The organism is uncultured Gordonia sp. (assembly GCF_937858515.1).
In the GTDB taxonomy this organism is placed as follows: Bacteria; Actinomycetota; Actinomycetes; order Mycobacteriales; family Mycobacteriaceae; genus Gordonia.
Window position 1 is genome coordinate 129,114 of sequence record NZ_CALLZT010000142.1, and the last position, 22,279, is coordinate 151,392.

Sequence of the window (22,279 nt, forward strand, 5' to 3'; positions counted from 1 at the left end):
CGCAGAACGGGGGATGAGAAATGACCGAACCGAATTCGGGCTCGGCAGTCGTCGACCCGCATGGTCTTGATCGGTGGAATCAACTGAGTCACAGTATGTCTGAGTTTCTTGAATTCGCCGAAGGTTGCGTCGACGCCGAGCGGGTCACGAAGTTGATGACGGCTGTGGGTTCGGTGCGGGCGGTTGAATCGTTCACCGCGTGGGCGCAGTACGCGGCGATCGCCGCGTTGCACACCGAGCTGGTGGCGACTGAACCCGCCGACTACCGGATGCTGGATGCGCATGCCCAACTCGGCGCGCGTATCGCGATGAGCGGGGCGCTGACCCAGACGATGGGCGAACGCCTTGTCGACGAGGCGGTGGCGTTGCGTGATCGTCTCCCGCAGGTAGCGCTGTGTCTGCGCGACGGTCTGATCACCAAAACCCATGTCACCACCGTTGTTTCGCGTACCGAGCTGATTGAGGGAACCGAGCACGCCGAGGCCGTCGACGCCGAGATCGCCGCGACCTTGCGCCGCCGCGAGGGCGCGTGGAGCCGGGCGAGGTTGCGGGATATGTGCGATCGGATCGTGTTCCGTCGCGACCCCGACAGCGTCCGGCGTCGCCGTCAGCAGGCCCACGACGATCGTGGTGTGTGGGTGGACACCGGCCGTGAACACGGCATGGCCGCGCTCGGTGCGTCGATGTCGGCCGAGAATGCCCGCATCGCGTTCGAGTCGGTGAAAGTGCTCGCCGCCTGCGCGTGCAAGGATGACCCGCGTCGTATGGCGGCCCGGCGAAGTGATGCGATGTTCGCCCTGCTCACCGGCCAGCAGTTCGCCTGCGAGTGCGGCCTGGCCGACTGCCCCGCTGTCATTCCCGACGCCCGGTGCCTGCCGCAGGCGCAGGCACGGATCGTCCTTCACGTCGTCTGTGATGAATCCACCATCGACGGTGCCGCTGACAATCCTGGTTTCATGGACGGCTACGGTGTGATCGATGCCGATCACGTCCGCGACATCGCTGCCCAATCACACACGCAGGTACGGCCTTTGGTTCCCGAGGTGAAGAGTCCGGTGGGTGCGGACACGGACGCCTCACGGGGTTTCGAGGCTCGCAAGCTCGCGCCTCAACCAGCAGATGATGGCAATACTCGTAAGTTCACGTTTCAGCCATCTGAGTTCCATGCTGACCAGGCAACCCCCACGCCGGTCGACGGCGCAACTCCGTCGCAGGTTGGCGACGTGACCCCTTTGCTGGTTGGCGATGTGACCCCCTCGCTGGTTGAGGTGCGAGGAGCGCAAGCGACGAACCTCGAAGCCCCGCACGCCAGCGATGTCGGCAACCAGCCACTCCCGTCGCACCTGCCGTCCGATCCGTACCGCCCGTCGCAGGCGCTGGACACGTTCATCCGGATTCGGGATGGCTATTGCACGGTCCCCGGCTGCGAAACCCCGGCGTGGTCAGTCGATCTCGATCATGTCACCGAGTACGACCACCAGCACCCCGACCGTGGTGGCCGCACAGATCCGTTGGGCCTCAACGGAAAATGCCGCTTCCATCATCTGCTGAAATCGTTCTCCCTCTGGGTCGATGACCAATACCTCGACCCCGACGGACACACCGCCCGAGTCTGGTACACCCCGGAAGGGATCCGGATAGATGGTCCACCCGAGGACAACACTGCGCTGTTCCCAGGGCTCAAACGTGTCCGCTTCACTTCGCCGGCTATCGGCACCTCGCACCACAGCATCGAGCAGCCGATGCGCGAACGCACCCGCACCGCGGCCAAGCATGCCCGGCGCCGCCACGAACGCGAACTCAACCGAGCCGACCGGGTCGTCGGCCCCGGCTACCGGCCAGCTCCCCGCACCGTCGACACCAACGACTATGGCCCACCACCCTTTTAGCGACGCACGAGAACGGCCGTGGGCTCAGTTGCTGTTGAACAGTAGGCGTTCGACGGGTTGGCCTGTGATTTCGGCGATGAGCTCGAAATCCTTGTCTGTAGTACCAGGCCTTGGGTTTCGGCCAGCGAGGCGATCAGGAGGTCCGGAACCGATGGAGCCCTGTGCTGGCCGAGTCGGGCGAGGATGCCCTGTACTTCGATCGCTCGGTGTTCGGATGCGGGTGTGGCATAGACCAGGGGCATCAGCGACAGCGGTGGTCCTGCGAGCGCGTCGTGCCAGTCGGTCGCGCCCAGGGTGTCAGCCGCAACGTGGCTGTGCGTCGTGATCTGGACACCACCACATCGCCGCGTGTAGCGTCCGTCACTGTAGCGATTGGGGTGGGGCGATGGGGGCGTGGCCGAGGGCAAGGGGGCTTTCCGATGCGTATCCGTAGCAGGCTGTTGACGACTGTGACCGGGGCGGTGCTGGTCGCGCCGGTGATCACCTTGGTGGGGCAGGGTGCGCCGGCGTCCGCGGCGCCGTCGAGTCTGGAACGGGTCGAGCGGGTGTATCAGTCGTCGTCGCCGATCACGTCGGTCGTGTCGTCGGTGGTGCGGCATCGGGTGCCGCTGGCAAAGTCTGTGGGACCGCATCCGGCGCAATGTGATTGGGTGTCGTACCTGCGGTTCCGGGCTGCCGACGGTCCGGAGAAATCGGCTAATGCGGACCGGATTCTGGTGGCGCAGCCCGGCATTCTCGAAGGGGCGGGCGCGTTCGAGTCCATCGCCAAGAACACCATCGTGAAGGCCGCGAAGCAGGGTAAGCACATCGAGTTCTGGGCACTCGACCGTCGGTCGAACTGCCTGGAAGACCACACCGGGCTTGAAGCCGGCAACGCGAAGAAGTCGTTCGATGTCGCCGCGGACTACTACTTCAAGGGAAAGCCACTGGGCGGCAAGAAGTTTACCGGGTTCACCAACAATATCGACAACGTCACCAAGTACCCGTGGCTGAAGAATATCGGCGTAAAGCAGACGCTCGAAGACCAGTACGCCATCATGAAAGCCGACATTCCTGACCAGCAGGGCCGCAAGCAGAAAGTGTTGTGCGGCGGACATTCTCTCGGTGGTTTCATCACCGGGTACTTCTCCGAATGGGATTTCGACGGCAATCGCGCCACCACCGACGACGCCGGATTCAACCAGTGCGCAGGCTATTTCGCGTTGGACACCGCCGTGACCTCCGACATGACGATCATGACGGATGCGTTGAACCTGCCGTCGGGCGTGCGGAGCATGGTGCAGATGCCGGCGATCCCACGGGAACTCGGGCAGGCGCTCGATCTCATGTACGGGCTGTACGACACAGTGCTGCCGGTGCTGGCGCTGCCCACTCTGATCAATCCGGAGACGATGAACCTGCTGGCGCTGGCCGCACTCGCGGCCAACACCGACCCGCACGGCGTCAACAGGGTGCTCGAAGCGCTGCCGCGCAATCTGAACATCGTCTCGACGCTGCGCATCCTGTTGTCCAAGGACTATGGGACGGCTATCACCGGACAGCCCGACATTCTGCGTATCCGCGCCACCAACGAGGCTACGCTCGGCGCGATCATGGACGATAATTCGATGCCGTTCGGTATCCTGCAGGCCAGTATCGGCATGGTCGCGCCCGGTGGTCCCGTGCAGGCCAAATCCTTCCCGTTTCCCGACGCTGTTGCGGCGGCATTCCCTATGTCCCATGCGATCTGGGGTGACAACAAGAAGTTCGCACCCAGCAGACTCGACGGCCGGACGCTGTACCGGTGGTCGGACTACGACGAGATCTCACCCACCGACACCCGCACCAGTCCCTGGCAGGAGATCACTGCCATCGGCGAGTTGGCGCGCAACATGTCCGAGCCGCCGCTGGACTTCACCGAATGGTATTTCCCCACCGCATTGATGACCGGACTCACCAACCGCAGCAGCCCTGACGGCTTCCGGCACCGGCTGTACCCCGGCGCGGCATTGGGGTCGCCGATGGTGACATTCCAGGCGGGTGGCGGCATCGGTGTCGATGCCCCGGACGGCCACGGTCGCCTCGTCAAGCTGCCCGGATACAACCACCTCGACGTGCTGACCGCGGCAGCGAAACAGAACAACGGCAAACCCGAACGGGTGTCGGAGAATCTGGCGGCGATGGCGGTCGACCCGCGATCGATGAGCTGAAATCCCCGGCCGCTTACAGCGACCTCGCAGCCGCTCTCGAACGTGGCCCCAGGCCCGCGCCGTGCAATGGTTGTCATGAGAACAGCAACAGCAACAGCACCTGGCACACGTCTTTGCAGCGCCGTCCTGGTGGTCACCGACGGCACACCCCGCAGCCGCGACGTCGTGATGCGCTCCGTCGGAGCGGGATACAACGTCGTGGTCGTCGGGCGGCAGGCGCATGACGTCGTCGACTACCTGAATGCCGATCTGCACGAACAGGTCTGGGCGTTCATCGCCGACCCCGCCGACCCCGAACAGGTCTCGAACATCATCGAGCATGCCATCGATATCGCCGGCCCGCTGATGATGATCATCGACCCGGCGGGGCTGCTCGCCGACGTCGACGCCGCCGACAGACGCGTTGCGTGAGCCACAACCTCGCGCCTGGTCCGAAAGCAGGCAACCCCCCGGTCGAAATCGGATGTATCGGCGAGGGGGCGAATCAGCGGCGGACTGAAACTGTGACAGTGAATTTGGTGTTTCGGGCGATCTGGCGGGTGGGGCCGACGGTGCGTTCGAGGAGTGGGCGGTAGCGCAGGTGGGAGTTCCATACACACCATAGTTCGCCGTCGGGGGCGAGGACCCGGCCGGCGTCGGTGAACAGGTCGCGCGCGATGTCGGTGGAGACTGCGGCGTCGTTGTGGAACGGCGGGTTGAGGACAATTCGAGCCTCCGACGAATTATCTTGCAGTTCAAGGCCGTTGGCTTGGGTGACGGTTATGCGGTCGGACACCCCGTTAAGGCGTGCGGTGGCGCTTGCCGATGCGACCGCGGTTGCGCTGCGATCGGTGGCGGTAACTCGCAGTTGCCGATCCCGCATTGCCAGCCAGGTTCCGATGGTGCCGTTGCCGCAGGCCAGGTCGACGACGCGCCCGTGATGGGTGAACCGGTCGAGCTGCGAGACGAGGAAGCGGGTGCCGATGTCGATGCGGGTTCCGGCGAAAACTCCGCCGTGGGCGGCGACGGTGAGCCCGAGGTCGTCGTAGCGTTCGGTGCGTGGCCACTGCGCGAGCTCCCGTCGGGCGTCGGCCGGACGCGGACCGGTGGCGATCAGCACCCGCGACTTCTGCCGGGCGTGGCTGACGTCGACGCGGTCGAAGACGGTGCGTAGTACGTTGTTCATGGTCGGCGTCATGTGTTTGATCCGGCCACCCGTGACAACGCTCACCTGCGGCGATGCGTGTGCGGCGATGACTGCGGCCACCTCGGCGAGCCTGTCAAGGGACCTCGGCAGCCGCAGCAGTACGACGTCGGCGCAGGCGAGTAGCTCCGGCCCGAGTGGCAGGCGCGCGTAGTCGGCAGCGGCCGCGTGTTTGTCCAGAGACCGTTCTCCGGTCACCAGATCCTGGTGAACGCGGATGTCCTGGACCCCGGCAGCGGCCGCTCCCAGGGTGAGCGCGCCGTCGACGTCGTCGATCACCACCGCACGCGACTGCCCGGTCAGGTAGGGGGCCGCTTCATCGAGGATCAACCGGTCCGGCGGTGTACTCACATCCACCCGCAGCACGCTACGCCGTCGGCCCCCCGACGGCCGACGGCGTAGCCTGTCAACGGGTGGCCGTCGCCGGCGTTCCCGGGGTCAGGGCGATACGCTCGCCCCACACGGTCACCACCTCGTCGGGTCCGTCGCCGACCAGTTCGAGCAGCACGTCGTCGTGTCCGAGGTCGGCGCGCACCGTGCGGCCACGCCAGTGCACCGAGAATCGCACTCGATCCCACGACGACGGCAGCGCCGGGGAGAACGACAGACCGTCCGGTGTGGCGAGGAAGCCACCGAATCCATGGGTCACGATCTGCCAGGTGCCACCCGCCGAGGCGATGTGCATCCCTTCCTCGGTGTTGCCCTGGTTGTCGTCGACGTCGACATATGCCGACCGGGCGAAATACTGCTCGGCCTTGGTTCGGTCGCCCACCTGCAAGCCGACGATCGCGTGGATCGACGGGCTGAGCGAGGACTTGTGGACGGTCCGGGGCTCGTAGAACTCGTAGTTGGCGTGCCGGGTTCGCAGCGAGTAATCGTTGGGGAACACGAACATCAGCATCACGACGTCGGGCTGTTTGAGCAGCGACGTGTCCTCGCACGTGAAATGGTCGTACCCCGCGGGGTAACGGGGCATGTCGTTCTCGTCCCATTCTGTGATCGGGACGACGGTCCGCTCGAAATAACCGTCGAACTGCTCGATCACCCCGATGTCGGGGTCGACGGGTGCGACGATCTGTTCCGCGGCATCGGCCCAGCCGTCGGCCTCACCCGCGGTGAGCCCGATCCGTTCGGCAAGCGCGGCCAGCGCATCCGGGTGGGTCTGTGCCATCTGCGCGTGGACCTGTGTGGCCCGTTCCAGATGCCAGCGCACCATCCGATTGGTGAACGCGTTGTTGTCGACGTGCGAATGGAATTCGTCCGGCCCCATCACCGTGTGCAAGACCAGCCGGTCGCCGTCACGGGTGCACCGCTGCACCCAGAAGCGGGCGGTCTCGAACAGGATCTCCGCACCCTCCCCATACAGGTAGTCGACGTCGCCGGTGACGTCGGCGTAGCGCACGATCGCGTACGCCACGTCGGCGGTGACGTGCAGTTCCTCGTCACGGGTATAGAAGCGATTCTGGCCGTCGGGGGTGAAGCGTGGACATTCTTCGCGTCCGGTGTCGGCGGACTCCCACGGGTACTGTGCGCCACGTATTCCGTTCTCGCGCGCCAGTTCTCGCGCCCCGCCGAGGGTATGGTAGCGATAGCCGAGCAGCGATCTCGCGGTGTGCGGCTGGGTGAACAGGAAGAACGGCAGCATCATGATCTCGGTGTCCCAGAACACGTGCCCGCGATATCCCTCCCCGGACAACGACTTCGCGCCGATGTTCACCGTCGGGTCGTCGGGGTTGGCCGCGATCAGCAGATGGTAGATCGAGAACCGGACGGCATGTGCGGCTTTGTCGTCGCCGACGATCTCGCAGTCCGCATCGGCCCACAACTGCTGCCACCGCCGCACCGATTCGGCTTTCGCCTCGTCGAAACCGGGGGCGGCGAGCACAGTTGCCTCGGCGCGGGCCGCCGGTTCGGCGTCGGAGCCGGGGTCGCGGCCGGTGGCGATGCCGACGAGTTTGTCGACGGTGACGCTCGCCCCCGCCCGTACCTCGCTGAAATCTGCTTCGTCACTGACTCTTTCGTGACCACGGTGGTGTCGCGTCAGATCGGCGGTCGGATCGGTGTCGGTACGCATCCCGTAGACGATCGCCACATCCGAGGAGATGGTGCGGGTTCCGATGAGGCCGACCGGGCCGCGTTGCTCGCTGCCGGTGGAGTGCAGGTGTGTGGACAGAGCCCACTTGTCCCACTTGCGATCCGGGCCGAACGTGGTGCCGTCCGGGTAGGCGGGGAGCCGTTCGAGATTGCGGCGGTGGGCGTCGACGCCGGTGCGGATGAACACCCCGGCAGCCCGTTCGAGCGGGGTGACCGTGATCCGCAGGCCGCACAGGTTGCGGTCGGCCATACTCGCGAACCGCTCGGTGTGCAGCAGCACCGGCGAGCCGTCGACGAGGAATGTTGTGTCCCTGGTCAATACGCCGGTCCGCAAGTCCAGTTCCCGGCGGTGTGCGGTGATCGGTGCCGACTCCGGATCCAGGCGGGTGCCGTTGACGTACACTTCGGTGTCGAGCCAGTCGGGTGCGTTCACCAGATCGGTGACGGGGGAGTCGTAGTCGTCGTAGACGCCGGCGAGGAAGGTGCCCGGCAGCGCGCCGGTGTGCCGTTCCTCCAGTGACCCGCGGGTACCCAATCGGCCGTTACCGACCGTGAGGATCGTCTCAAAATAGTTGGCACGCTGAGGATCCCAGCTATTCTCGACGACCGTCCACGTCGCGGTGTCGGGTGCCGACGGCGCGGTGGGTGCGCTCACGACGACGCCGCCGAGAGTCCGTATGCGGCCGCGATCTGCGCGTCGGTACCCTCCAACGGCAGGTACACCGACAGATCGCTGCCCGAACAGCGTTGTGCGCCCATCGCATTGCCGTAGCGGGCAGCCGTCACCAGATCGCCGGACACCAGGTAGCCGTACGCCATTCCCGCGGCGAACGAGTCGCCGCAGCCGGTGGTGTCGACTACGTCTGTCACCTCGATGCGCGGCACGAGTTCCTCACGCAGCTCGCCGGATTCGCCGCGGAAGTAGAGGGCGCAACCCTCCTCGTCGAGGGTCACGCACACCGATGTCACGCCACGATCGAGGCAGTGCTGGGCGAACTCGGGCAGTTGCTCGCGGGGTAGCGGGGCGCCCAGCAGATCCGGATCGCCGCCCGGTGGCGGGAACCACGCACAGCCCGCTTCCTCCAGGTTCATCTTCATGATGTCGATGGTCGGCAGCCAGGCGTCCCGGTCGATCCACAGCCTGCTCACCCGTTGCCCGGCGGCCGTCAGTGCGACAGTCGGTCCGTGACAGTCGAGCATGATCGTGGCGTCGCTGTTGGCGCGGATGTACGCCAGCGTCGGCTGGGCGACCTCGTAATCGGTGATCGGTACACACACGAAAGCATCTGAGTCCAGGGCGAATTCGACGTCCTGCGGTTGGATGGGATGCATGAATCCGGTCTGGCGCTCGTCCCGGAAATTCTGGTCTCGGAACGTCAGCTCGACCACGTCGCCACGGTCGCTGTCGGCGCGGATGCCGGTGAGGTCGACATTGCCGAATGGCGCGAGCTTCTCGTGGATCGCGTCGAGATCGTCGCGCCGGACGTGCACGATGGGGCGCACCACGTCGTCGGGTCCGAGTAGCGACGACAGTGCTGCGACGGTGTAGAGCGCGCAGCCGTACTTGTCGAAGACCTCACCCCGATGGGTGACGATGTGGTCGCGCGGGATGGGCCCGAGGACGGCGACCTTGCGGGGGGTGCTTGCGGTTGTCATGTCGATGGTCCTTTCTCGCAAGTGCTTACGCCGACGCCCCGGTGCCGGATGGTTTGTGGGTGATGCCCGCCTGGGCGTCCATGTCCTCGAGCGTCAGGCCCTTGGTCTCCTTGACGAACTTGGTCACGAACAGCAACGAGAGGAACGCGAAGGTGGCATACATGCCGTAGGAGAAACCGAGGGAGAACGACTTGAGGCTCGGGAAGCTGACGGTGATCGCCCAGTTGGCGGTCCACTGACCGGCGGCAGCCAAAGACAGTGCGGCACCACGGAATCGGTTGGGGAACATCTCACCGAGCAGCACCCAGACGACCGGTCCCCAGCTCAGTGCGAAGCTCACCACGAACAGGTTGGCGGCGACCAGTGCGATCGGCCCGGAGGCGCCGGACAACTCGGGCTGCATCTCACCGTCGGAGTTCATCACCTGATCTGCGGTGCCGAAGCAGACGGCCATCACCGCGAGCGTGACGGTCATGCCGATTGAACCGACGAGCAGCAGCGGTTTGCGGCCCACCTTGTCGACCAGCATGATGGCGACGAACGTGGCGACGATGTTCACCAGTGAGGTGAACACACTGGTCTGGAATGCCGAGGACTCTTCGAATCCCACTGCCTCCCACAGCACGTTGGAGTAGTAGAAGATCACGTTGATGCCGACGGCCTGCTGGAAGATCGACAGGATCAGGCCCACCCACACGATCGGATAGACGCCGCCGATCGGACGTTTGAGGTCCTTCCACGACGGCTTGTCACCGGTGAGGCTGTCCTGGATGCGGGTGATCGTCAGTTCCAGGTTCTTCTCGCCGAACAGCAGGGTCAGCACCTTGCGTGCCTCGGGAAGCCGTTGTGTGGCAACCAGATAGCGGGGTGACTCGGGAATGGTAGTGGCCAGGGCGCCGTACACGACGGCCGGCACGATCATCGCCAGGAACATCCAGCGCCAGGCTTCCAGGCCCAGGGCGAGATCTTCGCCGGCACCGCCCGCCATCTCGGCGAGCAGGTAGTCCACGAGCAGCGACAGGAAGATGCCGAGCACGATGGCCAGCTGTTGCAGCGAGCCGAGTCTGCCGCGGATCCGGGCCGGGGACGTCTCGGCGATGTAGGCCGGCGCGATCACCGAGGCGACGCCGACGCCGACACCGCCGACGATCCGGAAGAACACCAGCGACCAGATCTCGGGCGCGAACGCCGAACCGACGGCGCTGACGAAGAACAGGACCGCGGCGATCTTCATCACCTTCAGGCGGCCGATGCGGTCGGCGATGCGGCCCGCGTTCAGCGCGCCGGCGGCGGCACCGAGCAGTGCGGAGGCCACCGCGAAACCGAGGGTCGAGTCGGCGATGTCGAAGTCCTTCTGGATCGACGAGACCGCGCCGTTGATGACGGCACTGTCGTAACCGAAGAGCAGGCCGCCCATGGCCGCCACCGAAGCGATGAGAATGACCCGGTTGCCCGACGACTCCTCGTCGTCGCCGAACACCGCCGGACCGTCGGGGATTGCCCCGAATTCGCTCATAGTCGTGTCCTCTCTGCGTCGGGCACGCCACGGGCCCGCCTGAGTTGGATGTGATTCCAATCACATGCAACTCGCGCCGAGAGAAGACTTCAACGGATTGCTAAGAATTGGTGCCGATCGTTCAAGAGTTGAAGACGGCGGCCGCGCCGGCCTCCCGCCGGGCCAGGGCGATGGTCCCCAGGACGTGCGTGCGCGCACCGAGCGCACCCGGCTTGATATGCACGGACTCGGCCGCGGCGGGCACCCCGCACCGGCCGATCACCCGCTCGATCGCGGGGATCAGCAGTGCCGACGCCTGCGCCAATTCGCCGCCGACCAGGATCATCTGCGGGTTCAGCAGGCTGCACAGGTCGGCGAGGCTGCGACCTACCTGCAGACCGACATCGGTCAACAGTCGCTCGCATGCCCGGGAGCCGTCCTCCGCCCGGCGGACGACCTCACTGATGGTCAGTTCCTCGCCGACGACCGGGGCGAGCATCGCAGTCACCCGCCGCGCCGACACGACGGTCTCCAGACAGCCGCGGTTGCCGCATCGGCACAGTTCGCCGTACTCGTCGAGCGTGGTGTGTCCGATCTCGCCCGCGGTGCCGGCGACCCCGCCGTAGAGATGTCCGCCGATGATCAGTCCTGCCCCGACCCCGTCGGAGAGCTTCAGGTATACGACGTCGGAGTATCCGACGCCCGCGCCCCACCACCATTCGGCCAGCGCCCCCAGATTGGCGTCGTTGTCGACGACGACGCGCACCGGCAGACCGAGCGCCTCGGTGGCCACGTCACCGGCGTTCACCCCGACCCAGCCGGGCAGGATCGACGGCGACCCGACGCGTCCGGTGGTGCGGTCGATGGGTGCGGGCAGTCCCATCGCCGCCCCCACCACCTCGTTGCGATCCACGCCGGCCCGGCGCAGCGTTCGCTCGGTCATCCGGGCGGCCTCGGCCATCCCGTCGTGCGCCGAGACGTCCTTGGCGAGGTCGATGCGTTCCTCGGTCAGTACATCGTGGTCGAGGTCGGCGACGGCGACGCTGATGTGCCGGTGCCCGTAGTCGACGCCGACGACGAAGCCGGGGCCCGGTGCGAGCCGGACCGTGGTGCGCCGGCCGGGCCCGTCGTTGGTGACCACATCGCCGGTGGCGCGCAGGTGGCGGATGATGTTCGAGACCGTCGCCTGGGACAGTTCGGTCCTGCGGGCCAGTTCGGCCTGTGACAGGTCCCCGTACTCGCGCAGCGCCTCGAGCACCCGGCCGCGATTGAGATCTCGTAGTGCCTGCGGCGAACCGGGCCTGCTCATGGCATGGCCCGGTGGTGCGCGTCGTCGTCCGTCGCCATCGTTACCGCCGATCGTCGGGGTGTCCGTTCAGATCATGTGTACACCCCTGTACCGGTATCGCGGGGCCTGTCAGAGGCTGCGGTCGGCAACCTCCAGCGCCTGGTCCAGGATCGCCAGCCCCTCGCGTGCCTCGTCGTCGGTGATGATCAGCGGCGGTACGGCGTGGATGCGGTTGTAGTTGGCGAACGGCAGCAGGCCGAGCTTCTTGCATTCGGCGACAACGGCATTCATCGCATCGCTGGTGCCTCCGTACGGGGCGAGCGGCTCACGGGTGGTGCGGTCCTTGACCAGTTCGATGGCCCAGAACATGCCGACACCGCGCACCTCGCCGACGCTCGGATGACGCTGCGCGAGTGCTTGCAGGCCCGGTCCCATGACCTCGGCACCGACACGTGCGGCGTTCTCGACGATGCCCTCGTCGGTCATCGCGTTGATCGTGGCGACGGCTGCCGCGGTGGCCAGGGGATGACCGGAGTAGGTGAGGCCGCCCGGGAAGGGGCGCTCATCGAAGGTCGCGGCGATGTGCGGGCTGATCGCCACACCACCGAGTGGCACATATCCGGAATTCACGCCCTTGGCGAAGGTGATCAGGTCCGGGATGACGCCGTCACATCCCCCGTCGCTTCGCTCGCCCGCTGCGTGCTCGATGGCGAACCATTTGCCGGTGCGGCCGAAACCGGACATGACCTCGTCGGCGATGAAGACGATGCCGTAGCGGTCGCAGATTTCGCGCACACCCTGCAGGTAGCCGGGCGGTGGCACCATGATGCCGGCGGTGCCGGGCACCGATTCGAGGATGATCGCGGCGATCTGGCCGGGGCCCTCCATCGCGATCACCTCATTGAGGTGGGCCAGCGCGCGCTCGCATTCTTGTTCCTGCGTTTCGGCATGGAACCGCGACCGGTACAGGAACGGGCCGAAGAAGTGCACCACGCCGGAGTCGCCGTAGTCGTTGGCCCAGCGCCGGGGATCACCGGTGATGTTGACCGCGGTGTCGGTGCCGCCGTGGTAGGAACGATACCGCGACAACACCTTTCGGCGCCCGGTGTGCAGTCGGGCCATCCGCACCGCATGTTCGACGGCGTCGGCGCCGCCGTTGGTGAAGAAGACCTTGTTCAGCTCGCCGGGAGTGCGTTCGGCGATCAGCCGCGCGGCCTCCGATCGGGCGTCATTGACGTGGGAGGGTGCGATGGTGCACAGCTTCTGTGCCTGCTCGGCGATCGCGGCGACCACCTTGGGGTGCTGGTGGCCGATGTTGGTGTTGACCATCTGTGACGAAAAGTCCAGCAGCCGTGTGCCTTCGCCGTCCCACAGGTAGCAGCCCTCGGCCTTGGTGACGGTCATCGGGTTGAGTTTGGCCTGCGCCGACCACGAGTGGAACACGTGCTTGCGGTCGAGTTCATAGGCGCGGCGGCCCGCTTCGAGGTCGGCCTCGGAGACGGCGGGCGCGTTGTCGATGGTGGTCATGAAAGGTGATTCTCCTTCAAGGATGGACGGTTCGCCGTGCTGGTCTCAGACATTCTGGGGGAAGCCGAGATTCAGGCCGTCGGTGCGGACGCTCGGGTCCTGCCAGCGGGTGGTGATGGCCTTCATCCGGGTGAAGAAGTTGACCCCTTCGATGCCGTGGGCGTGGGTGTCGCCGAACAGCGAGGCCTTCCAGCCGCCGAAGCTGAAGTACGCCATGGGAACCAGGATCGGCACGTTGATGCCCACCATGCCCACCTCGACCTCGTTCTGGAAGCGCCGGGCCGCGCCGCCGTCGTTGGTGAAGATGGCGGTGCCGTTGCCGTACGGGTTGGCGTTGATCAGGCCGATTGCCTCCTCGTAGGTGTCCACGCGGACCACCGACAGCACGGGGCCGAAGATTTCGTCTGTGTAGCAGGACATGTCGGTGGTGACGTTGTCGAGCAGGGTCGGGCCCAGCCAGAAGCCGTCCGCACCGCCGTCGACCACGACACCGCGGCCGTCGAGAACGATGGTGGCGCCGTCGGTTTCGGCGGCGTCGACATAGGAGGCCACCTTGTCGCGATGCACCTTGGTGACCAGCGGGCCCATGTCGGCATCGCCCGTACCGTCGCCGGTCTTGATGGTGGCGGCGCGCTCGGCGATCTTGGCCACCAGGGTGTCGGCGATCTCGCCGACTGCCACGCACGCGGAGATCGCCATGCAACGCTCACCGGCCGAACCGAAACCTGCGTTCACCATCGCTGCAGCGGCCTCGTCGAGATCGGCGTCGGGGAGCACGATGGCGTGATTCTTGGCGCCGCCGAGCGCCTGCACACGCTTGCCTGAAGCGGTTCCGGTGGCGTACACATACTGCGCGATCGGGGTGGACCCGACGAAGCTGATCGACTTGATCTTCGGGTTGGTCAGCAGCTCGTCGACGGCGGTCTTGTCGCCCTGTAGCACGTTGAACACACCGTCGGGCAGGCCCGCCTCTTTCCACAGTTCGGCCATCCACAGCGACGACGACGGATCCTTCTCGCTCGGCTTGACCACCACGGTGTTGCCGGTGGCGATTGCGATGGGGAAGAACCACATCGGCACCATCGCCGGGAAGTTGAACGGCGAGATGATGCCGATCGGACCGAGGGGCTGGCGCACCGAATGCACGTCGACACCGGTGGAGGCGTTCTCGGAGAACCCGCCCTTGAGGAGATACGGGATGTTGCAGGCGAATTCGACCACTTCCTGGCCGCGGCCCACCTCGCCGAGGGCGTCGGAGAGCACCTTGCCGTGTTCGGCGGTGATCAGTGCGGCCAGCTCGCCCTTGCGCTTGTTGAGCAGCTCGCGGAAGTTGAACAGGATCGCGGTGCGCTTGGCCAGGGAGGTGTCGCGCCACGCCGGGAACGCCGCCGCCGCGGAGTCGATGACCAGCTGAGCGTCGGCGACCGAGGCCAGCGCCACCTGCCCGGTGACCGCACCGGTGGCCGGGTTGGTGACCGGCGCGGTGTTGCCGGAGTCGCCGGCGAAGAGCTTGCCGTCGCACCAGTGCGAGATCGTGCCCGTGGTTGATGTGACTGGGGTTGCAGACATGTGGTGGGGACCTCCGGGGAAACGCTGTGACCTGTGGGTTCTTCCAGTATGGGGCTGGTCCGCGCGGATTTTTCCGGACAATCTGTATCGCATATGCGATTCGGGTTTACAGTTTGTCAATGTCGATGGCAGTCACCGAAGTCATCGCGCTGCCTGAGGTGACGCGGGGCGAGCCGGTGGTGCTCAGCGACGCCGGAGCCGACCGCGAGGTGCGGTGGGTCCACATCAGCGATGTCGCCGACATGTCCAACCTGCTCGAAGGTGGCGAGATCGTCCTCACCACCGGCGACGCTCTGCGCGCCGACCCACGGCCCTACCTGACCGCGCTCGCATCGACCGGTGCGCTCGGGGTGATCGCCGAGTTTCACCGCGACTGGCATGTGGTGCCGCCGCGGATTGGTGAGTTCGCGGCGTCGCTGGGGCTGACGCTGGTGATTCTGCGCCGTGAGGTCAGGTTCGTCGACATCACCGAACGTGTGCATCGCACACTCGTCGCCGAGCAGTACGAGGCCATCGACTTCGCCCGCCGCACCCATGAGGTGTTCACCGAACTCACCCTCGGCCATGCTGATGCCGCCGACATCACCGATGCCGCGGCCGAACTCCTCGGCACCGCTGTGGTGCTGGAGAATCTCGGCCACCAGGCGGTCGCGTCGTCGGGGGCGCTCGCGTCGAATGTGTTGCGCGACTGGGAGAGACGGTCACGGCAGGAGGATATGCGGGGCGAGGCGTGGCTTCCGGTGTGGGTGGGTCGCGAGGGTGATCGGTGGGCGCGGCTGATCGCGGTGCAGCCGGGTGACCGGGACCGCACCGTGATGGTGCTCGAACGAGCCGCCCAGGCCCTCGAGATGGCGCGGATGGCCGAACGCGATCAGCTCGACCTCGAACGTCAGGCGCAGGCCGGACTGATCGATGATGTTCTGCGCGAACGTATCCGGGATGAGAAGGAAGTCCTCGCCCGGGCCGTCGCGCTCGGCTTCGTACCGGCGGCCGAGTATGTTCCCGCCGCACTGCGTGTCGCCGACTGGCCACTTGAGCCCGATCCGGTTGCCGCGCAACGCCGTACCGCGCAACTGCTCGACATCGTCGTCAGCGGGGTGCGGGCTGCCGGGCACACCGGCCTGTTCTCCGTTCGCGACTTCGGTGAAGTGCGGATGGTGTTGTCGCTCAACATCAACCGTGGACGCTCACGTCGTCAGGTGGTGGATGACCTGGCGCGTGCACTGGTTCGGGATATCGGCCGGATCACCGGCCTCGGCAATGTCGTCGTGGGATCGGCCGCCTCGCGCGGCGGAGTGTCCCCCGCGATCGGAGCCCTGGCCGAGGCCCGTGAGGTGGCGCAGGTGGCGGCGTCGATGCCGGCGTCGGGACGCATCGTGTTCGAGGTGTCCGATATCCGAATCCGCGGCCTGGTGTCGTTGCTGCGCAACGACCCTCGCGCCATCCGCTTCGCCGAATCCGAACTGCGAGACCTCATCCTGCACGACATCCAGACCGGCACCGACCACGTCGACGTCCTGCGCGCCTACCTACGGCTCGCCGGCAACAAGAGCGCACTCGCCGCCCACCTGCACCTGAGCCGGCCCGCCGTGTACTCGCGCTTGGCGCGGATCGAGGCGATCGTCGGTGATCTATCCGACGGTGAATCGATGACGTCGCTGCATGTTGCCCTGCTGATCCTCGACGCCCAGTCCCGTGCGACGGGGCCGATCACGTAGGGCATGTCTCCCGGCGCCTATTCTCAAGCGATGGACCCAGAATCAATGGCGCGGGCACTGCTCGACGCGCAGGTGGAGTGGACCGTCAATCGCCTCACCGGCGACGAACTGCCCGGACTCGCGGCTGGTCTCGTCGACGATGTGCTCGCCGTCGCCGAGACCGTCACGCTGGCCTCACTTGCCGACCCGGAGACGATCAAGTCGATCGCCCGCATGCTGTCCACTACGGTTCCGCCGAGCGTCGCGGCGTCGACACTGGTGGAGCGGGGCGCCGAGATCCTGATGTCCAACCCGGCGGGCACGTACGCCCTCGGTGAGGTGGTCGACCGGGACAACGTCGCCCGGATCACCGACGAGGTGCTCGCGCTGACCCCGCTCATCGAGGAACTGCTCGATGATCTGACCCGTAGTCCGCTGACGGCCACCCTCGCCTCCCGGTTCGTCGGCCGCATCGTCAACGACGTCGTCGCCGGTAACCGGGCGGTGGCCGAGAAGATCCCCGGCATCGGGTCGCTCGTGTCGTTCGGGTCCAAGGCCGCGGGCCGGGCGATCGGCACCGCGGGTGATCAGTTCGAGACGCTGTTCGGTGACACCGCGGCCAAGGGCGCCGAGTTCATGATGGGCAGACTCAACAAGATCATCATCGCCATGCTCAACGATCCGTCGGCGCGCGCGGCCGTCCTGGAGGTGTTCGACCTGTACGCCGGCAAGCCGGTCAAACCGCTGAGCGAGATCATCTCCATCGATGACGCCAACCGTATCGCCGGGATCGGCCAGGACGTGGTGATCGCCGCCGCCGTCGCCGAGCCGGTCCACAAACTCATCGACGCATTCATCGACGGCTTCTTCGCCATCTACGGCGACCTGCCCGCCGCCGAGATCCTCGACGACCTCGACCTGACTCGCGAGATCCTTGCCGACTACGCCGTCACCGCCGCCCCCCGCGCCGTGGCCGCGGTCGCCGACTCCGGAGAACTCGACCGCATCATCCGCGACCACCTCGCCCCCTTCTACACCTCCCCCGAGGTATTGGAGATCCTCTCCGGCGAGGCCTGATCGCCGGTAGATATGGTCGGCATCATGGGTGAACAGCAACAGGTCTGTGCAAGCGTCCGGTATGTCGCGCTCGGTGACAGTTTCACCGAGGGGGTCGGGGACCCGCACCTGACCGCCGAGCCGATGCGTGGGTGGGCGGATCTGGTGGCGGAGGGGCTGGCCGCCCATCATGGCGGTATCGCGTACGCGAATCTCGCGATCCGCGGGAAATTGCTGGAACCGATCGTCACCGAACAGATCGACCAGGCGCTCGCGCTCGACCCGTTGCCGACGATCGCCACCCTCAATGGTGGCGGCAACGACATGATGCGGCCCGGGATGGACGCCGTGACCCTCATGGAACTCACCGAACAGGGGGCGCGGCGGCTTCTCGACGCCGGGGTGCGGCCGGTGCTCCTCGCGGGGGCCGACCCATCGGGTGGCCTTCCGTTCCGGAAGGTGTTGCACGAGAGGGGGGCACAGCTCACCGAACAGGTCGGCAAGCTAGCGGTCACGCTCGACGTTCCGTTCGTGAACGCCTTCGTCGACGACAAGGTACGGGCGGCCGAATATTGGTCCGAGGACCGGCTGCATCTGAATCCGCACGGGCATCGGCGGGTGGCCAACCTCGTGCTCGACGCTCTCAGCGTCGAACATCCCGACGACGACGCGCTGTCACCCGTCACCTACGGAGTCCGATCCCATGTGCGTTTCGCGCGAGCACATTTCGCGCCATGGCTCGGCCGTCGCCTCACCGGGCGATCGTCGGCCGACGGGCGCACCGGCAAACACGCCACCTGGACCGAACTGGTACCCGACGCGGGCTGAGGATATGACCGAGTTCAGTGTGGCCTCGTTCAATGTGAACGGGATCCGGGCGGCGCGTCGCCGAGGGTTCGACACGTGGCTGGCCGACCGTGCGCCCGACGTCGTCGGGATTCAGGAATTGCGTTGTCCGGAAACGGAAGTGGGGGAGTTTGCGGGGTATGAGGCGGCGGTGGACGTCGGTTCGGTGGCCGGCCGCAACGGCGTGGCACTACTGACCCGCATTTCCCCTGCCGCGGTGCGGACCTGGGTCACGCATCCACCGAAGGCGCGCGGGCTCAAGGAGTTTGCCGAGCAGGGTCGCTACATCGAGGTCGACCTCGCCGATCGGGCCGTCACCGTCGCCTGCCTGTATCTGCCCAAGGGCGGGCTACCGGCGGAACGACAGAAGTCAGGCGGGATGCGCGATCAACCCGACGGCGGTGTGAAATACGAACGCAAACAACGATTCTTCGCCGCATTCGCCCGGGAACTGAACCGGAACAGGCTGGCCGCGCAGCGCGAGGGGCGTGAGTTCCTGCTCATCGGCGACCTCAACGTGGCGCACACCGAGCATGACGTGACCAATTGGCGGGCGGCCCGCGCGATGGACGGATTCCTGCCCGAGGACCGGGCATGGTTCGACGAGATCCTCGGCAGCAGAAGGCTTGTCGACGTAGTGCGCCGGGTGCACGGGGACCGGCCCGGACCGCTCACCTGGTGGAGCTGGGCCGGGGCATCGTTCGCCAAGGACGTCGGGTGGCGCGTCGACCATCAGCTCGCCACCCCCGGGCTGGCGGCGCGGGCGCGCAGCGTCGTCGTCGACAAGGAACCGTCGGCGGCGGAACGGCTATCCGATCACGCACCGCTGGTGGTGACGTTCGGGGAGTAGCGCGGCGATTCCGGGGTGTGGGTCCCGACGGCTTCCCGCTGCTGCGCGAGGCGCGCGCGGACGAGGAAGGCGAGGGTGTCCGCGGTGCTGTCGCAGAAGGCGTCGGCGTCCTGGTGGCCACGGGTGAGTCCGCGGACGATGGTGGTGGCGACGAGGATGTCGAACATCTCGTTGCCCGCGGCCGTGGCGGCCTCCGGGGCGTCGGGGGCCTCGGCGACGATGCGGTCGACGAAGGCGAGCCGGATGGGGTTCTCGGACCGGGCCAGCAGGTCGTCGTATGCGTTGATCCGGGAGTGCTGATATGACGAGATCAGTCCCGGCAGTGCTGCCCGGACCGGGGGGTCGGCGAGTTGCGCGAGAAACATCCTGGCCCACGTGTTGAGGTCGGCGAGCAGGTCGTCGGTGGCCGGCGGCGTGGTGGCGTCCTGCACCCCGAACACCGCTTCCTCGACGATCTCCTCCTTCGACGACCAGCGCCGGTAGATGGCGGGGGTGGCCACGCCCGAGCGGCGGGCGATGGCACTGATGGTGGTCTTGGTGTAGCCGACCTCACCGAGCAGGTCGCGGGTGGCGGCCAGGATCGACCGGTCCAGTCTCGGGTCCCGTGGCCTACCTGCGGAAACGGGTTCCTGTATCTGTTCGGTCACGGTTGATGACGATACCGGAGAATACGAGTCTCTCGAATCAAATACGTAGTGACTCGATATGTAATATATTGCGATCAGTAACCCAGATCACAGGAGAATGCCGATGCTCACCCCGCAGGATGAACTGCTCACCCACCAACTGCCCACCACCTTCGACCACGTGGGTCAAAGTGATCTGCGCTGGACCGAACGCATCGTCATGTACGGATTCGACCGCTCCGGCGACATCAGCATCATGACCGGCATGGCGCGCTACCCCAACCGCAACGTCATGGACGCCTACGCGATGGTCACCCTCAAGGGCCAGAAGGCGCGAGTGGTGCGGATGTCCACCGAGATCAGTGCCGCCCCCGCCGCACTCACCTCGTGGAGCATCGGCCCGTACACCTACTCGATCACCGAACCTCTCAAGACGGTCACCTCGACGCTCGACTCCAACGAGCAGGGCATCAGCCTGCACCTGGAGCTGACCGGCACCTTCCCGGCGTACGAGCAGACCCCCGCCTTCCACCGCACCCGCGGCCGCGTGCAGGAGGACGCCCGCCGCTTCTACCAGAACGGCATCGTCACCGGCTGGATCGAGGTCGACGGCGAGCGCATCGAGATCGACCCCGACCGCTGGTGGTTCGGCCGCGACCACTCGTGGGGGGTGCGGCACGGCGGCGGTGGCGGCAGCCTCTCCGAAGGAGACAATCGCCAGCCCCCGGAGATCCCGGACGGCGTCCTCTACTACATGGGCATCTTCCAGTTCGACGAAGAGTTGGTGCATTTCGCGCAGCGCGAGACCAGCACCGGGCAGCGCTGGCAGTTCGAGGGCGAAGTGCTCTACCCGCTGGAGACCGGCCGTGACTCGCTGCCGATCATCGACGTCGAGCACGAACTCAAGTTCCGCGAGGGCCGCCGCGTCATCGACGCGGACAGCGTCTTCGCCGTGCACCGCTCCGACCGCAGCACCGACACCATCAGCGTGACGCCGATCTGTGACTTCTGGCCGGGCCTGGCCGGATACGACGAGTACAACGGTTACGCCGCCGGCATGTGGCGCGGACCGTCGTACATCGACGGCTTCACCGCCGATCTCACCGATCTCGAGGACATGAAGAAAGTGAGCATGGTCAGCGAGACGCTGTGCGAGGTGCGCATGGGCGACAAGGTCGGCTACGGCCTGGTGGAGATGGTGTTCATGGGTGCCTACCCGCGCTACGGCTACACGGGCTGGTGAGTCGATGATCGAACGTGTGGACGAGGGCGCACTGGCCGGGGCGCTGACCGCGATCGTCCGCGAGAGGCTGGCCGACGACGACGCCACCGTCGTCGAGGTGAACCGTACCGAACGCGGATTCTCCACCGAGACATACCTGTTCACGGTCAAGGATGGTTCGGGGGCGTCCACGGATCTGGTACTGCGACGGCCGCCCGCGGTCTCGCTGTTCCCCGACTACGACCTGCGCAGGCAGTACGTGGTGATGGAGCGACTGGCCAGGGCGACGGATCTGCCGGTACCCACCGGCAAGTGGATCGACCCGTCCGGCGACAATCCGCTCGGCACACCGTATCTGGTGATGAACCGGATCGCCGAGGGCAGCGCGCCGAGCGACTTCCCGTCGTACCACACCGCGGGCAACTACTTCGAGGCCGACGAATCCGGGCGCAGGGCAATGTGGTTCGGCTGCATCGATGCGATGGCGCGAGTGCACAAGGTGGACGTCGATGCGGCTCGTCTCGGATTCCTGGCGATGCCGCAGTACGGCACCCGGCCGCTGGAACAGATCGTCAACTACGTTGACATGGCGGTGCATTGGGCTGCGGACAGCATCTCGCCGACCTACGATCGGGCCCTCGCCTGGCTCCGGCAGAACGAGTACGAACCCGAGCACACCACGCTCCTGTGGGGTGATGCGCGGATGTCGAACATCCTGTACGCACAGGATCATTCGATCACCGGTGTGCTCGACTGGGAGATCGCGTATCTCGGTGATCACGAGGCCGATCTGGCGTGGATGCTGTTCCTCGACTGGGCGTCGAGCGAGTTCGAGGGACATCCGGCGCTGCCGGGCACACCGACCCGAGCCGAATCGATCGCCCGGTACGAGGAGCAGACCGGGTGGAAGGTGAGGAATCTGGACTACAACGAGGTCCTGGCGGCGGTGCTGCTGGCGATCCCGATTATCCGGATGTCGGCTTTCCTCAACCTCGGTCCCGATGTCGACATCATGGGATTCTGCACGGCCCGGATCGAGCAGATCATCAGCTGATACCGGCGGACGGGGATACCGAGTTCGCATGCGGCAGC

Annotated in this window: 17 protein-coding genes and 1 pseudogene; 9 read left to right on the top strand and 9 right to left on the bottom strand. The window is 66.2% G+C overall.

The annotated features are described in order from the left end of the window. The first annotated feature begins 95 nt into the window (after window positions 1-95). Entirely contained in the window at window positions 96-1,889 is a 1,794-nt protein-coding gene (locus Q0627_RS13790) for a DUF222 domain-containing protein (protein WP_291011383.1), read from the top strand. A 24-nt stretch (window positions 1,890-1,913) separates the two neighbouring features. Here Q0627_RS13790 and Q0627_RS13795 read toward each other — a convergent pair. Next, window positions 1,914-2,146, bottom strand: a pseudogene (locus tag Q0627_RS13795) (VapC toxin family PIN domain ribonuclease); the annotation flags it as partial. Window positions 2,147-2,308: 162 nt separating this feature from the next. Here Q0627_RS13795 and Q0627_RS13800 point away from each other — a divergent pair. Both Q0627_RS13800 and Q0627_RS13805 read left to right on the top strand, forming a co-directional pair. Further along, complete coding sequence (locus tag Q0627_RS13800) at window positions 2,309-4,078, top strand: hypothetical protein (protein WP_298810726.1); 1,770 nt, start codon at window positions 2,309-2,311, stop codon at window positions 4,076-4,078. A 75-nt stretch (window positions 4,079-4,153) separates the two neighbouring features. Further along, complete coding sequence (locus Q0627_RS13805; protein WP_298810729.1) at window positions 4,154-4,489, top strand: SDR family NAD(P)-dependent oxidoreductase; 336 nt, start codon at window positions 4,154-4,156, stop codon at window positions 4,487-4,489. A gap of 73 nt (window positions 4,490-4,562) precedes the next feature. Here Q0627_RS13805 and Q0627_RS13810 read toward each other — a convergent pair whose 3' ends face one another. From Q0627_RS13810 to Q0627_RS13840, 7 genes are all read right to left on the bottom strand, one after another. Further along, on the bottom strand, window positions 4,563-5,618 hold the full coding sequence (locus Q0627_RS13810; RefSeq protein ID WP_324384665.1) for a methyltransferase: 1,056 nt from the start codon (window positions 5,616-5,618) through the stop codon (window positions 4,563-4,565). A 49-nt stretch (window positions 5,619-5,667) separates the two neighbouring features. Then, window positions 5,668-8,010: a glycoside hydrolase family 65 protein gene (locus tag Q0627_RS13815; RefSeq protein WP_298810735.1), complete on the bottom strand. Its 2,343-nt coding sequence runs from the start codon at window positions 8,008-8,010 to the stop codon at window positions 5,668-5,670. Then, the gene (locus tag Q0627_RS13820; protein WP_291011394.1) at window positions 8,007-9,011 is read right to left on the bottom strand and encodes a carbohydrate kinase family protein; all 1,005 of its coding nucleotides are present in this window, start codon (window positions 9,009-9,011) and stop codon (window positions 8,007-8,009) included. Before Q0627_RS13820 ends, Q0627_RS13815 begins: the two co-directional genes overlap by 4 nt. Window positions 9,012-9,036: 25 nt before the next feature. Further along, a complete protein-coding gene (locus Q0627_RS13825) occupies window positions 9,037-10,527 on the bottom strand; it encodes a sugar porter family MFS transporter (RefSeq protein ID WP_291011396.1) in 1,491 nt (496 codons plus the stop codon). A gap of 121 nt (window positions 10,528-10,648) precedes the next feature. Beyond that, complete coding sequence (locus Q0627_RS13830; protein WP_291011398.1) at window positions 10,649-11,815, bottom strand: ROK family transcriptional regulator; 1,167 nt, start codon at window positions 11,813-11,815, stop codon at window positions 10,649-10,651. Between the two features lie 108 nt (window positions 11,816-11,923). Further along, complete coding sequence (locus tag Q0627_RS13835) at window positions 11,924-13,321, bottom strand: aspartate aminotransferase family protein (protein ID WP_291011400.1); 1,398 nt, start codon at window positions 13,319-13,321, stop codon at window positions 11,924-11,926. A 45-nt stretch (window positions 13,322-13,366) separates the two neighbouring features. Continuing rightward, entirely contained in the window at window positions 13,367-14,890 is a 1,524-nt protein-coding gene (locus Q0627_RS13840) for a CoA-acylating methylmalonate-semialdehyde dehydrogenase (RefSeq protein WP_298810752.1), read from the bottom strand. 119 nt (window positions 14,891-15,009) lie between these two features. Between Q0627_RS13840 and Q0627_RS13845 the strand changes: the two genes are divergently transcribed. From Q0627_RS13845 to Q0627_RS13860, 4 genes are read left to right on the top strand one after another with little or no spacing between them, the layout of a single operon-like run. Further along, window positions 15,010-16,608, top strand: a complete 1,599-nt coding sequence (locus Q0627_RS13845; RefSeq protein ID WP_291011404.1) for a PucR family transcriptional regulator — start codon at window positions 15,010-15,012, stop codon at window positions 16,606-16,608. A 30-nt stretch (window positions 16,609-16,638) separates the two neighbouring features. Continuing rightward, window positions 16,639-17,664, top strand: coding sequence for a hypothetical protein (locus Q0627_RS13850; RefSeq protein ID WP_298810755.1), 1,026 nt, complete (start codon window positions 16,639-16,641; stop codon window positions 17,662-17,664). Between the two features lie 24 nt (window positions 17,665-17,688). Next, entirely contained in the window at window positions 17,689-18,471 is a 783-nt protein-coding gene (locus Q0627_RS13855) for an SGNH/GDSL hydrolase family protein (RefSeq protein WP_291011409.1), read from the top strand. Window positions 18,472-18,475: 4 nt separating this feature from the next. Continuing rightward, on the top strand, window positions 18,476-19,339 hold the full coding sequence (locus tag Q0627_RS13860) for an exodeoxyribonuclease III (protein WP_291011412.1): 864 nt from the start codon (window positions 18,476-18,478) through the stop codon (window positions 19,337-19,339). Here the strand turns inward: Q0627_RS13860 and Q0627_RS13865 are convergent. After that, window positions 19,306-19,986, bottom strand: coding sequence for a TetR/AcrR family transcriptional regulator (locus tag Q0627_RS13865; protein WP_291011415.1), 681 nt, complete (start codon window positions 19,984-19,986; stop codon window positions 19,306-19,308). The genes Q0627_RS13860 and Q0627_RS13865 overlap by 34 nt on opposite strands. Before the next feature lie 103 nt (window positions 19,987-20,089). On the opposite strand from Q0627_RS13865, the gene Q0627_RS13870 reads away from it, so the two are divergent. Both Q0627_RS13870 and Q0627_RS13875 read left to right on the top strand, forming a co-directional pair. Next, on the top strand, window positions 20,090-21,208 hold the full coding sequence (locus tag Q0627_RS13870) for a hypothetical protein (RefSeq protein WP_298810759.1): 1,119 nt from the start codon (window positions 20,090-20,092) through the stop codon (window positions 21,206-21,208). A gap of 4 nt (window positions 21,209-21,212) precedes the next feature. After that, a complete protein-coding gene (locus Q0627_RS13875; RefSeq protein WP_291011421.1) occupies window positions 21,213-22,241 on the top strand; it encodes a phosphotransferase family protein in 1,029 nt (342 codons plus the stop codon). Window positions 22,242-22,279: the final 38 nt, after the last annotated feature.